Below are 12,682 nucleotides of genomic sequence, written 5' to 3'. Positions count from 1 at the left end.
GTGAAGGTGTGCCGCTCATGCCAGCCTCTTGTGGAACAGTTCCCGGAAGACGGGGTAGATGTCGGTGACCTCGCCGATACGCTGCAGGGCGAAGCACTCCGGGTGGGTCTCCTGCAGCCGCTCGTATTCCAGCCACAGGTTCTGCGGCGCGCCCTCGGTGATTTCGATGTAGGCGAAGTACTGCACGCAGGGCAGGATGGATTCGCCGAGGATTTGCCGGCACAGGGGCGAGTCGTCGTTCCAGTTGTCACCGTCGGAGGCCTGGGCGCCGTAGATGTTCCACAGACTGGAGCTGTAGCGCTCGGCGATGATCTGCTGCATGAGTTTCAGGGCGCTGGACACGATGGTGCCGCCGGTTTCCCGGGAGTGGAAGAAGTTCTCTTCGTCCACTTCTTCGGCGGCGGTGTGGTGACGGATGAAGACCACCTCGATCTTTTCGTAATTGCGATTGAGAAAGAGGTAGAGCAGCATGAAGAAGCGCTTGGCCATCTGCTTCTTCTGCTCGTCCATGGAGCCCGAAACGTCCATCAGGCAGAACATCACCGCCTGGGTCGAAGGCTGGGGGATGCGGATGCGGTTGCTGAAGCGCAGGTCGAAGGGGTCGATGAAGGGAATGGCCTCGCGGCGCGCCTTGAGGCAGGCGATTTCCCGCTCGATGCGCTCGATGTCCGGGTCGCCCGGCACGTCGCGCTTCAGGCGGTCCAGTTCCTCCTGCAATTCCCGCAGGCGGGCGGCATAGGGGCCGCCCACCGCCACCCGGCGGCCGGCGGCGCCGCGCATGGTGCGCACCAGATTGATGTTGGTCGGCACCCCTGTTTGGGTATAGCCGGCCCGCACCCGCTTGTATTCATCCACCCGGGCGAGCTGGCGCTTGATCAGGTTGGGCAGGGCCAGTTCGTCGAAGAAGATGTCGAGAAACTCGTCCCGGGTGAGGGTAAAGACGAAATCGTCCAGGCCCTCCCCTTCATTGCTTGCCTTGCCTTTGCCCTGGCCGCTGCCACCGCCCAGGGGGCGCTCGACCTGGTCGCCGGTATTGAAGCGGTCGTTGCCGGGGTGGACCATATCCCGCTTGCCCCCCCGGCCGTGGCGGAAATGGGGTTCGGAGATGTCCTTGCCGGGAATGCCGATTTTTTCGCCGTTGTCCAGATCGCGGATGCCCCGCTTGGCGATGGCGTCGGCCACCGATTTGCGAATCTGTCCCTTGAAGCGCTGGATGAACCGGCTCCGGTTGATCGAGCTCTTGTTCTTGCTGTCCTGCCGCCGATCGACGATGCGTACCGTCATTGGGGACTCCCTGTGTCGGGCGCGCGGCACAGGCCTCGCGCCCCCGGCCCATCACGAAGACTTGCGCACCCGCAGATACCACTCGCACAGCAGGCGCACCTGCTTCTCGGTATAGCCCTTGGTGATCATACGATTGACGAAGTCCTGGTGCTTCTTCTGTTCGTCGGCGCTGGCCTTGGTGTTGAAGGAGATGACCGGCAACAGTTCCTCGGTGTTGGAGAACATCTTCTTCTCGATCACCGCCCGCAGCTTCTCGTAGCTGGTCCAGGAGGGATTCTTGCCGTCGTGCTTGGCCCGGGCGCGCAGGACGAAATTCACCACCTCGTTGCGGAAATCCTTGGGATTGCTGATGCCGGCCGGCTTTTCGATTTTCTCCAGCTCGTCGTTCAGGGCCCCCCGGTCGAGGATTTCGCCGGTGTTGGGGTCGCGGAATTCCTGGTCCTGAATCCAGAAGTCGGCGTAGGTGACGTAGCGGTCGAAGATGTTCTGGCCGTATTCGGAATAGCTTTCCAGGTAGGCGGTCTGGATTTCCTTGCCGATGAACTCGGCGTAGCGGGGGGAGAGGTATTCCTTGAGGAAGCGCAGGTAGCGCTCCTCGATTTCCGGCGCGTACTGTTCCTGCTCGATCTGCTGCTCCAGCACGTACATCAGATGCACGGGGTTGGCCGCCACCTCCCGGTGGTCGAAGTTGAAGACCTTGGAGAGAATCTTGAAGGCGAAGCGGGTGGACAGCCCGGTCATGCCCTCGTCCACCCCGGCGTAGTCGCGGTACTCCTGGTAGCTCTTGGCCTTGGGGTCGGTGTCCTTGAGGTTCTCGCCGTCGTAGACCCGCATCTTGCTGTAGATGGAGGAATTGTCCGGCTCCTTGAGGCGCGACAGGGCGGCGAACTGGGCCATCATGCGCAGGGTGTCCGGCGCGCAGGGGGCCTGGGAGAGGGACGAATTGACCAGCAGCTTTTCGTAGATGTGAATCTCGTCCGACACCCGCAGGCAGTAGGGCACCTTGACGATGTAGATGCGATCGAGGAAGGCCTCGTTGTTGCGGTTGTTCTTGAAGGCCTGCCATTCCGCCTCGTTGGAGTGGGCCAGCACGAGGCCGTCGAAGGGGATGGCGCCGAAGCCCTCGGTGCCCTTGTAGTTCTGCTCCTGGGTGGCGGTGAGCAGGGGGTGCAACACCTTGATGGGCGCCTTGAACATCTCGACGAATTCAAGGATGCCCCGGTTGGCCAGACACAGGCCGCCGGAATAGGAATAGGCGTCGGGGTCGTTCTGGGAATAGGTTTCCAGCTTCCTGATGTCGATCTTGCCCACCAAGCTGGAAATGTCCTGGTTGTTCTCGTCGCCCGGTTCGGTCTTGGAGACGGCGATCTGCGAAAGCACCGAGGGGCGAATCTTCACCACCCGGAACTTGGTGATGTCGCCGCCGAATTCGGAGAGGCGCTTCACCGCCCAGGGGCTCATGATGGTGCCCAGGTAGCGGCGTGGAATGCCGTAATCCTCTTCCAGGATGGGGCCGTCCTCATTGACGTTGAACAGGCCCAGGGGCGATTCGTGCACCGGCGAATCCTTGATGGCGTAGAAGGGAACCTTCTCGATGAGCGCCTTGAGGCGTTCGGCCAGGGACGACTTGCCGCCGCCGACGGGGCCCAGGAGGTAGAGGATCTGCTTCTTCTCCTCCAGGCCCTGGGCAGCGTGGCGGAAGTAGGAGACGATGTTCTCGATCACCTCTTCCATGCCGTAGAACTCGCGGAAGGCCGGGTAGAGCTTCATCATCTTGTTGGCGAAGATGCGCGACAGCCGCGGCTCCAGCCGGGTATCGAGGAGTTCCGGCTCGCCGATGGCGATCAGCATGCGCTCGGCGACGCTGGCGTAGGCGGTGGGGTCGGCCTTGCACAGGTCGAGGTATTCCTGGACCGACATCTCCTCCTCTTGCGAGGCTTCGTAGCGACTCTGATAGCGGGCGAAGATCGACATGCTGGGCTCCTTCCTGGTTGTACCGCCGGCTTCTCGCCGTGTGCGGGTTTGAATCCACATTCGGACAACGGTTCAACCGGAAACCCGGTTGATGCGGGCGGTTTCACTTTACGCCGCCCGCGGCTCCCTCCCGGCCAAATCCTTCACGGTCTCGGCCAGGCGGTCAAGTCCCCAATCCAGTTCGCCGCGCTGGAGGGTGAGCGGTGGCGCCAGACGCAGGACCGTGCCGTGGGTGTCCTTGCTCAGGACGCCGTGTTCCAGGAGGCCCAGGGCCAGACGGCGGGCGTCGAGCCGCCGGGGGTCGAGCTCGATGCCGGCGAACAGCCCCCGGCCCCGCACCGCCACGATGGCGGAACACCCGGCAGCCAGGGCGCGCAGGCGCTGCAGCAGAATTTCGCCCAGGGCGGCGGAACGGGCGACCAGATCCTCGTCTTCCAGCACGTCCAGTGCAGCCAGGGCCACGGCGGCGGCCAGGGGGTTGCCGCCGAAGGTCGAGCCGTGGTCGCCAGGCCGGAAGACGCCCATCACCGCCTCGTCGGCCAGGAAGGCGGAGACCGGCAGCAGGCCGCCCCCCAGGGCCTTGCCCAGGATGAGGCCGTCCGGCCGCACGCTCTCGTGCTGGCAGGCCAGCAGGCGGCCGGTGCGTCCCAGGCCGGTCTGGACTTCGTCGGCGATGAGCAGCACCTCGTGGCGGCGGCAGAGCGCCGCGCAGGCGGCGAGATAGCCCGGGGGCGGAACGACGATGCCCCCCTCGCCCTGGATGGGCTCCACCAGGAAGGCGGCCGTATGGGGCGTGATGGCGGCGGCCAGGGCCGCCGGGTCGCCGTAGGGGATGCGCTTCAGGCCGGGAGAGAAGGGACCGAAGCCCCGGCGGTACTGGGGTTCCGAAGACAGGCCGACGGCGGCCAGGGTGCGGCCGTGGAAATTGCCGTCGCAGGCGATGATTTCGGCCTTGTCCGGCGGGACGCCCTTCACTTCGTAGGCCCACTTGCGGGCAGCCTTGAGGGCGGTTTCGACCGCCTCGACGCCGGTGTTCATGGGCAGGGCGCGGTCGTAGCCGGTGAGCAGGGTGAGACGGCGCAGGAAGCGCGGCAGGCGGTCGTTGAAATAGGCCCGGGAGGTGACCGCCAGTCGGCCCGCCTGCTCGGTCAGGGCGGCCAGCAGGCGCGGGTGGCCGTGGCCGAAGCTGGTGGCGGAATAGGCGGACATGAAATCGAGGTAGCGCCGCCCTTCCACGTCTTCCAGCCAGGCGCCCTGGCCCCGGGTCAGGACCACCGGCAGGGGGGCGTAGTTGCGGGCGCCGAAGCCCTCCTCCCAGCGCCGCAGTGTGGCGGCGTCGGGACGGGATGCGGCGTCGACCAGGGCCAGGATGAAGCGGGCCGTGGCGCCCCGGGGGTCCAGGGCCGGGTCGAACTCGACGATCTCCAGGCCGACGCAACTGCGCTCCCGCAGCACGCCGGCCAGTCCCACCAGCAATTCCTCGGCCAGGATGCCGTCGGGGACGGGCGTGGCGACGCCGGGGGCGGCGCCGGGATCCACGGCATCCACGTCCAGGCTGATGCCCCAGGGGCCGGGTCCCAGTTCGCGGCGCGCCGCCGCGAAGACGGCGGCAAAACCCTGCTCCCGGACCTCGGCCATGGGGTGGACGCGCACGCCCAGGCGCGTGAGCCGCTCGGCTTCCGCCGGCTCGAAGCTGCGGGCGCCGATGACCACGACGCGGGCCGGGTCCAGGAGGGGACCGGCAATGGCGGTCAGGGGCGCCTCACCTTCGCCCAACAGGGCGGCGAGGGGCATGCCGTGGGCGTTGCCGCTGGGGCTGCTGGCGGGGGTGTGGGCGTCCAGGTGGGCGTCGATCCAGATCAGGCCGGGGGCGCTGCCCAGGGCGCGGCCGATGCCCTTCCAGGTGGCGGCGGCGAGGGAATGATCGCCCCCCAGCACCAGAGGGCGGTCGGCCCGGGAGACGACCTCGGCACACCGGCTGGCGAGTCGCGCCAAAATGGCGGCCAGGTCGTCCTGCGCCGCCAGTGCCAGGGCCTCCCACTCGGCCCCCAGGCCGTTGGCCCGCAGCCGTGCGACGAGACCGGCCCGGCCCGGAGGGGCCGCATCGGCAAGATGGGGATGGGGACCGCCGAGAAAACTGCCGACCGCGATGCACTGCACCGTCGGGTTCAGGGAGATCAGTTTGCGCATGGGGCGCCTCCTCTCCAGGCCGGGGGGTCTCTACCAGCTTAGACGAGGGTCGCCCGGGGCGGTTCGGCAGCTTTGCCGGACGGTCGAAATCCGCCACCGGGTGGCGTGCGGTGATCGGGGGGTTACCGGCCCTCGGGAGGCTCAGCCCCCGTTTCATCACGCGGGGCACGAAGGGCGAATCTGCCCCCTCAGCGCTTGGGATGCTCGTGCAGCGGTTCGGCGTGGTGCGTCTCTGCCGCCGCGCGGTGATGCAGGGCGGCGTGGAGGTCTTCCTGGTGCGTCGGCCGCCCGATCCACTGGGGCAGGAGGGAGCCGAGGACCATGCCGACGAAGCCCACGGCCAGGCCGATGAGTTGGGGCGGTACCGGACTTTCCTCGATCAGGAACTCGACCAGCAACCAGGAACTGAGTCCTCCGACGATGGACGCCAGCGCCCCCTGGGAAGTGGCGCGCTTCCACAGCGCCCCGGCGAAGAGGGGGACGAAGGCGCCGGCCAGGGTGACCTTGTAGGCGTTTTCCACCATCTTGAAGATGGAGGCGTTGGAGTAGAGGGCAAAGCCGAGCACGACGCAGGCGAAGCCGACGATGGAAATCCGCATCACCCGCAGGAAGGCCCGGTCGCCCATGGCCGGGACCATGGGGCGGACGATGTTTTCGGCGAAGGTGACGGAGGGCGCCAGCAGCGTCGCGGACGAGCAGCTCATGATGGCCGAGAGCACGGCGCCGAAGAAGATCACCTGGGCGAAGAGGGGGGTGTGGTTGATGATCAGCAGCGGCAAGACCTTCTGGAAATCTTCGGGGGCGTCGGAGGCCAGCATGGCGCCGTACTGGGCGGGGTCGATGAGCGTCGCCGAATAGGCGATGAACATGGGCACGAAACAGAAACAGAAATAGATCGACGCCCCCAGGACGGAGCCCCACACGGCCACCTTGGCGCTCTTGGCGGAAGTGATGCGCTGGAAGACGTCCTGTTGCGGGATAGAGCCCAGCATCATGGTCACCCAGGCCCCCAGGAAGGTGATCCACAGCCAGGGATCGGGTTCGGGGAAGAAGTCGAACTTGCCGGCGGCCGCCGCGTGGTCGATGACGATGCCGGCGCCGCCGGTCTTGTCGGCCATCACCGTGGCGATGAAGAAGAGGCCGCCCATGCTCACCGCCATCTGCACGAAGTCGAGCACCGCCACCGACAGCATGCCGCCGAAGGTGGTGTAGGTGAGCACGATGGCGGCGCCCAGGATCATGCCCGCCGTCTGGCTCAGGCCGTCGTTGGTCACCACGTTGAGGATGAGCCCCAGGGCCTTGATCTGGGCCGACACCCAGCCCAGGTAGGAGGCGACGATGCAGAGCGTGGTGATGACTTCCACCGTGCGGTTGTAGCGCATGCGATAGAAGTCGCCCAGGGTGATGATGTTGAGCTTGTACAGGTAGCGGGAGAAGAAGATGCCCGCGATGATGAGGCACATGGAGGAGCCGAAGGGATCGGCCACCACGCCCCCCAGGCCTTCGCGTACGAAGGTCGAGGAGGCGCCGAAGACGGCCTCGGCCCCGAACCAGGTGGCGAAGACGGTGGCGGTGACCACCGGCAGCGGAAGATGGCGGCCGGCGACGGCGAAATCCTTGGAGTTGTGCACCCGGGTGGCGGCGAAGAGGCCGATGCCGATGGACACCAACAGGTAAAGCGCCACGAACCAGACCAGCATGATTCACCACCCCCGGAAAAGATGGCGGCGATTATACGTTTTTGCGGCGCACCAAGGGGGGGCGCACCAGGGGTGCCGGGGTCAGGAAATTCCTCAGGGATTCAACTGCTTGTAGGTGGTTTCGGCGAGGGCAAGAAGCTTCTCCCTGGGCAGTTCGCCGGAGAGGGCGTAGCCCAGTCTGCCGTCCAGCCAGTAGAACACGCCGATCTTGCCCTCTAGGGCATAGCGGAAGGCGGTCTCGCGGTTTTCGGCGGCGTCGCTGCGGATATAGAGGGTGAGGCGCCGCCCGCCGGCGTCCTCGTACATGAACTGGGCTACGGGCCCGCTGTCTCCGGGCAGCAGGCGGCCCCCCACCAGGGCGTAGCCCTCGGCGCCCAGGTGGGGCACCTTGAGAGGGGTGCCCAGGCGCTTGGACAGCCACTGGGCGAGGTGGGCTTCCTGGTCGGCGCCCACTTCCACCGGGTGGCGCACTTCCGGGGTGTAGACCACGTGGGCCAGGGCGGCGCTGCGGGCGATGGGTGGTGGCGATGCCTCGCCGGGGGTTTGGGTGGCCTTGAAGCCGTAGCCGATGAGTGCGCCCAGGGCCAGCCAGCCGGCCGCGGCGGCGTAGGCGAAATACCGGCGGGGAGCACGGGCCGGTGTGCGGGCGGCGGCTTGCAGGAATTCGGGAATGGGTTCGCTGAGGACAGGCTCGTAGGCCGCGCGCAACAGGTGCTTCTGTTCTTCCCAGGCAGCGACGCGCGCGGCCTCGGCGGGATGGGCGGCCAGCCAGGCGGCGACGGCCTCGCGCCGAACGGGGTCGAGCTGTCCATCCACGTAGGCGTGCAGATCCTCTTCGCCAGGGGAAAGCGGAGTGTTCATTTGACGATCCTCAGGCGCGCCGGACCGGTCCCTTCTTCCAGCAGGGCGCGCAGCTTGTCCCGGCCGCGGGCCAGCCGGGACATGACGGTGCCGATGGGCACGCCCAGAAGGTGCGCCGCCTCGGCATAGGAATACTCTTCGAGGGTGACGAGGAGCAGCACTTCGCGCTGCTCGGGGGGCAACTGGGCGAGGGCTGCGTCAATGTCGCGCACCTCCAGGCGGTCGGTCTGGGAAGCGCGGGCCGCCGGTTCGACGTAGAGGTCTTCGAGGGCTTCGGTCGGGGGCGGTCGGCTGCGGTACTGATTGACAAAGACGTTGTGCATGATGGTCAGCAACCAGGCGTCGAGCCGGCTTCCGGGGCGCCACAGGGCAAACTTCGCCCAGCCCCGCTCCAGGGTGTCCTGGACCAGATCGTCGGCCGCGTGGCGGTCTCCGGTCAGGGCCCGGGCGTAGCGCCGCAGGCGGGGCAGGTGGTCGGCGAAGCTTGTCATGGGGATCGGGCGCTACTTTGCCACGTGCCAGACGTTGTTGAAACCTTCTCCGGTGGCATCGCCGGGTTTCTGGTCCTTGATCCAGAAATAGAGCGGCTTGCCCTTGTAGGCCCACTGCTTCTTGCCGTCGTCCCGGGCGATGACGGAAAAGTCGCCGCTGCCCTTGTCGCCGTCGGCGGCGGCCAGGGGGGGCCAGTTCTCGGCGCACTTGCCGTTGCACACGCTCTTGCCGTTGCCGGCCTCGTCCTTGTCGAAGACGTAGAGGGTCATGCCGTTGGGGCCCACCAGAGCGCTGCCCTGCATTTTGGCGGGAGGGTTGGCCAGGGTTGCGCAAGCGGTGAAAGCGAGGGTGAGGGCGAGGGGAACAAGGCGTTGCATGGAAGTCTCCTGTCGAGGTTGAGGGGGCAGGAGGGTGAACACCGGGGAGGGTGGCATATTCCATTCCGCGCACAATTTTCCACGCCAGGCCCTGGAGGGGGACCGTTGCGCCCTGGTCGAGCCCTTGCTATCGTGCCCGGCAGCCGGTGACGCAACTCCGGATCGGCCGGCCCGGGGGGAAACGGGGGAAAACATGAAAGCACTGTGCGGGGATCGCCCGTCCAGGAAAAAGGCGCTGCTCATAGGAGGCGGCGCGCCCAACGCCACGCTGATGGCCGGAGCACTGGTCGCCTTCATCGAAAACGAGGTGGAATTCGACGTGGTCTCCACCGCCGGTGCCGGAGCCCTCCTGGGGCTTCTCTATCGTGCCCCCATCGGCGGCGACGCCCTGCAATCCCTGCAACACACCACCCGTCTGGGAATCGCCGACGCCATCTACGACTGGTTGCCGGTCAATTACAAGGTATTTCTCAAGGGCGGGCCGACGGCGGACGTGTTCCGGGAGTTCCTGGCGCTCAATCCCTTCGCCGCGCACATTCTTGCCCAGGGATGGCATCAGGGGGCCGAGAAGATCCTGGGGGACTGGATGCAGCTCGTCTGGGCTTCCCTCACTCCCGGCGACACCGGTCCGCTCAGCCAGGGGCTCTGCGCCCACGTGCCCTTTGCCGAAGAGGTCATCGATTTCGCTGCCCTCCCGGGGGCGCCGGGGGCGTTCTACATCAACGCCTTCAACGTCAGCCGGGGGAAGATGAGCATCTGGGGCAAGGACGAGATCACCCCGGACCACTTTCGCGCCGCCCTAGCGTTTCCCTTCCTTTACCCGCCCTATCGCCTCGGGGGCGAAGACTACATCGAAGGCGCGGCCATCGACACCATCAACTTCCGTGCCCTGGTCGCCGAGAAACCGGACCCCGACCCCGACGCCGCCCCGCCCGACACTTTCCTCTACCGGGGCGAGGAACGCACCACGGGTCTGCACGAGGATCTCGACACCCTGGTGGTCTTCGACATCCTGGGCAGCGAGAAGCTGATCCGGCGGCCCGAGAATCTCTACGACGCCTGGGTGCGTTCCATCATCACCCCCCTGGTTGCCATCGCCCGGGACGACGTGAAACTCTTCGAGCGCGTCCACAACATCGATCCCCAGACCCATCGCCCCAAGCGTCGGGTGCTCAAGGTCAGGCTGCTGGAGGGCATTGCGGAGGGCGACTGGCCGGATGTCCTCGACTGGTCGGCGTCCAATCTGGAACGCCTCTACGCCATCGGCTACCGCGCCGGCCAGCGTTTTTGCACCGAACACCGAGGCGCCCTGAACCTCTGAGCCCCCTGCCCGCACTGCCGATACCCTGCCGCATTCAAGCCGAGACGCGAAGACAAGCCGAAGACAGTGCTCCCGCACGGCAAGGCGAAGTCGACAAAGTATCGGCTTGAATGCGGCAGGGTATGAAAAGGCGAAAGCCCCTTGTCGGGGGGGGCAAGGGGCTTTCAAGGCGACCCGTCAGGAGGTGGGAGGGGGAGGGCCGCCTAGGCCAACCCGGAGGTCAGCGCATGGGTGCAAGATACCGGTCGGCCTGCCCCGGCTCAAGTAACGGTTTGCAACAGTGTGTAGCGCTGTGTGGGGGGCGTCGCCCTTGACAGGGGGATGCCCTGGGGGCGTATCGTTTGCCGCTGCCGGTCGGTCTTCGCGAGGACTCGCCGGAATAGCCGCATTGCCCCCGGAGACGCCATGACCTCTTCCGCCCCCCTGCCCCTGTGGACGCCCCGCAACCCGGAACGGACGATGCTCGCCGCCTGGATGACGGCCCTGGGGTTGGCGGATTACGAGTCCCTGTGGCGCTGGTCGGTCGAAAAGCCCGCGGACTTCTGGAACCGCGTGTGGGACGAATTCGGCGTGGTGGGCGACAAAGGCGGGACGGTGCTGCTAGACGGTGCGCTCATGCCGGGCGCCCGCTGGTTTCCCGACGCGAGGATCAATTTCGCGGAGAACCTCCTCGCGGCGCCGGGGAACGGGGACGCCCTGGTCTTCTGGGGCGAGGACAAGCTGCGGCAGCGCTGGGACCATGCCCGCCTGCGGGATGCCGTGGGGCGTTGCGCGCGGGTTCTGCGTCGGGCCGGGGTCGGGGTCGGGGATCGGGTGGCGGCCTATTTGCCCAATCTACCGGAAGCGCTGGTGGCCATGCTGGCCACGGCGTCCCTGGGCGCCATCTGGTCGTCGGCCTCGCCGGATTTCGGCGTCCAGGGCGTGCTCGACCGCTTCGGCCAGATCGAGCCCAAGGTGCTGCTCTGCGTCGACGGCTATTGGTACAACGGCAAGGCGGTGGATTGCCGGGGCAAGAACGCCGAAGTCGCCGCGCGGCTCAAGGGTCTGAGTCTCGTCCTGGTCGTGCCCTACCTGGCAGAGAGCCCCGATCTGGGCGCGCTGCCCGGTGCGCAGTCCTGGACCGCCGCGCTGGCATCCGAGGACGAAGGCCCGCCGGAATTCCTGCGGGTGTCCTTTGACCACCCGCTCTTCATCCTCTATTCCAGCGGTACCACCGGGGTGCCCAAGTGCATCGTCCACGGCCATGGGGGCACCCTGCTGCAACACTTGAAGGAGCACCGCCTGCACGGTGACCTGCGCCCCGGCGACCGCCTCTTCTACTACACCACCTGCGGCTGGATGATGTGGAACTGGCTGACGAGCGGCCTCGCCTCCGGCGCCACCCTGCTGCTTTACGACGGCAGCCCGTTTGCCGGGGGCGGCACGGTCCTTTTCGATTACGCCCAGGCCGAGGGCATGACCCACTTCGGCACCTCGGCCAAATTCGTCGACGCCGCCGCCAAGATGGACCTCCACCCGGCCCGGACCCACCGCCTGGATGCCCTGCGGGCGGTGTTCTCCACCGGCAGCCCCCTGTCGCCGGAAGGCTTCGACTGGGTCTATCGGGAAGTGAAGGAGGACATGCTGCTGGCGTCCATTTCCGGAGGGACGGACATCATCTCCTGCTTCGTCCTGGGGAACCCGGCCCTGCCGGTTCACCGGGGCGAGATCCAGTGCCGCGGCCTGGGCATGGCGGTGGAGGTCTTTGACGAGGACGGCCGCCCGGTGCGCGAACAGAAGGGCGAACTGGTGTGCACGCGCCCCTTCCCGTCCATGCCGGTCGGCTTCTGGAACGATCCGGACGGCAGCAAGTATCGCGCCGCCTACTTCGAGCGCTTTCCCGGCGTCTGGTGCCATGGCGACTATTCGGAAATCACGGCCCGCGGCGGCATCGTCATTCATGGCCGTTCCGACGCCACCCTCAATCCTGGCGGCGTGCGCATCGGTACGGCGGAAATCTACCGTCAGGTCGAGCAGCTTCCGGAAATTCTCGAATCCCTGGTGATCGGGCAGGACTGGGAAGGGGACGTGCGGGTGGTCCTGTTCGTCAAACTCGCGGCGGGGACGACCCTTGACGATGCCCTGCGGGACCGTATCAAGTCACAGATCCGCAGCAACACCACGCCGCGTCATGTGCCGGCGAAAATCGCCCAGGTTGAGGACATCCCGCGCACCAAATCGGGAAAGATCGTCGAGTTGGCCGTGCGCAACGTCGTCCATGGGCGGCCGGTGAAGAACGTGGAAGCCCTGGCCAATCCGGAGGCCCTCGACTTCTTTCGCGAAAGGCCTGAACTGGCATCCTGAGCCGGCCACCACCCTCGCCCCGCTCGTCGGGGCAAGGGTGGTCGGTATCTTCACCATGACGTTCGCGATCTGAGAGTGGCCGCGCAGGGGGCAGCCGCGAAGGCGGGAATCCATGTGGCGGATTCCTTGCCAGTGTTTCT

Annotated in this window: 9 protein-coding genes; 2 read left to right on the top strand and 7 right to left on the bottom strand. The window is 66.6% G+C overall.

The annotated features are described in order from the left end of the window. Window positions 1-15 precede the first annotated feature (15 nt). The 7 genes from IPM73_16070 to IPM73_16040 form a co-directional block, all read right to left on the bottom strand. Complete coding sequence (locus tag IPM73_16070) at window positions 16-1,284, bottom strand: YeaH/YhbH family protein (protein MBK8919511.1); 1,269 nt, start codon at window positions 1,282-1,284, stop codon at window positions 16-18. A 51-nt stretch (window positions 1,285-1,335) separates the two neighbouring features. After that, the gene (locus IPM73_16065) at window positions 1,336-3,258 is read right to left on the bottom strand and encodes a PrkA family serine protein kinase (GenBank protein ID MBK8919510.1); all 1,923 of its coding nucleotides are present in this window, start codon (window positions 3,256-3,258) and stop codon (window positions 1,336-1,338) included. 108 nt (window positions 3,259-3,366) lie between these two features. Next, window positions 3,367-5,448: an ornithine--oxo-acid transaminase gene (rocD, locus tag IPM73_16060; protein ID MBK8919509.1), complete on the bottom strand. Its 2,082-nt coding sequence runs from the start codon at window positions 5,446-5,448 to the stop codon at window positions 3,367-3,369. A gap of 188 nt (window positions 5,449-5,636) precedes the next feature. After that, the gene (locus IPM73_16055; protein MBK8919508.1) at window positions 5,637-7,148 is read right to left on the bottom strand and encodes a sodium:solute symporter family protein; all 1,512 of its coding nucleotides are present in this window, start codon (window positions 7,146-7,148) and stop codon (window positions 5,637-5,639) included. Window positions 7,149-7,241: 93 nt separating this feature from the next. Further along, a complete protein-coding gene (locus IPM73_16050) occupies window positions 7,242-8,009 on the bottom strand; it encodes an anti-sigma factor (GenBank protein ID MBK8919507.1) in 768 nt (255 codons plus the stop codon). Further along, window positions 8,006-8,500 (bottom strand): RNA polymerase sigma factor, encoded by a 495-nt coding sequence (locus tag IPM73_16045; GenBank protein ID MBK8919506.1) that lies wholly within the window; start codon window positions 8,498-8,500, stop codon window positions 8,006-8,008. Before IPM73_16045 ends, IPM73_16050 begins: the two co-directional genes overlap by 4 nt. A 12-nt stretch (window positions 8,501-8,512) precedes the next feature. Beyond that, entirely contained in the window at window positions 8,513-8,878 is a 366-nt protein-coding gene (locus IPM73_16040; GenBank protein MBK8919505.1) for a hypothetical protein, read from the bottom strand. 193 nt (window positions 8,879-9,071) lie between these two features. On the opposite strand from IPM73_16040, the gene IPM73_16035 reads away from it, so the two are divergent. Continuing rightward, complete coding sequence (locus tag IPM73_16035; protein MBK8919504.1) at window positions 9,072-10,199, top strand: patatin-like phospholipase family protein; 1,128 nt, start codon at window positions 9,072-9,074, stop codon at window positions 10,197-10,199. Between the two features lie 405 nt (window positions 10,200-10,604). After that, window positions 10,605-12,542, top strand: coding sequence for an acetoacetate--CoA ligase (locus IPM73_16030; protein MBK8919503.1), 1,938 nt, complete (start codon window positions 10,605-10,607; stop codon window positions 12,540-12,542). The last annotated feature ends 140 nt before the right edge of the window (window positions 12,543-12,682 follow it).

This window comes from Betaproteobacteria bacterium (assembly GCA_016720065.1).
Classification (GTDB): domain Bacteria; phylum Pseudomonadota; class Gammaproteobacteria; order Burkholderiales; family Rhodocyclaceae; genus SSSZ01.
This window is presented reverse-complemented; position numbering and strand designations above follow the sequence as displayed.

Coding starts and splice junctions, on each gene's coding strand:
- IPM73_16070 (MBK8919511.1), bottom strand. CDS start 1,284: ATGACGGTACGCATCGTCGATCGGCGGCAGGACAGCAAGAACAAGAGC.
- IPM73_16065 (MBK8919510.1), bottom strand. CDS start 3,258: ATGTCGATCTTCGCCCGCTATCAGAGTCGCTACGAAGCCTCGCAAGAG.
- rocD (MBK8919509.1), bottom strand. CDS start 5,448: ATGCGCAAACTGATCTCCCTGAACCCGACGGTGCAGTGCATCGCGGTC.
- IPM73_16055 (MBK8919508.1), bottom strand. CDS start 7,148: ATGCTGGTCTGGTTCGTGGCGCTTTACCTGTTGGTGTCCATCGGCATC.
- IPM73_16050 (MBK8919507.1), bottom strand. CDS start 8,009: ATGAACACTCCGCTTTCCCCTGGCGAAGAGGATCTGCACGCCTACGTG.
- IPM73_16045 (MBK8919506.1), bottom strand. CDS start 8,500: ATGACAAGCTTCGCCGACCACCTGCCCCGCCTGCGGCGCTACGCCCGG.
- IPM73_16040 (MBK8919505.1), bottom strand. CDS start 8,878: ATGCAACGCCTTGTTCCCCTCGCCCTCACCCTCGCTTTCACCGCTTGC.
- IPM73_16035 (MBK8919504.1), top strand. CDS start 9,072: ATGAAAGCACTGTGCGGGGATCGCCCGTCCAGGAAAAAGGCGCTGCTC.
- IPM73_16030 (MBK8919503.1), top strand. CDS start 10,605: ATGACCTCTTCCGCCCCCCTGCCCCTGTGGACGCCCCGCAACCCGGAA.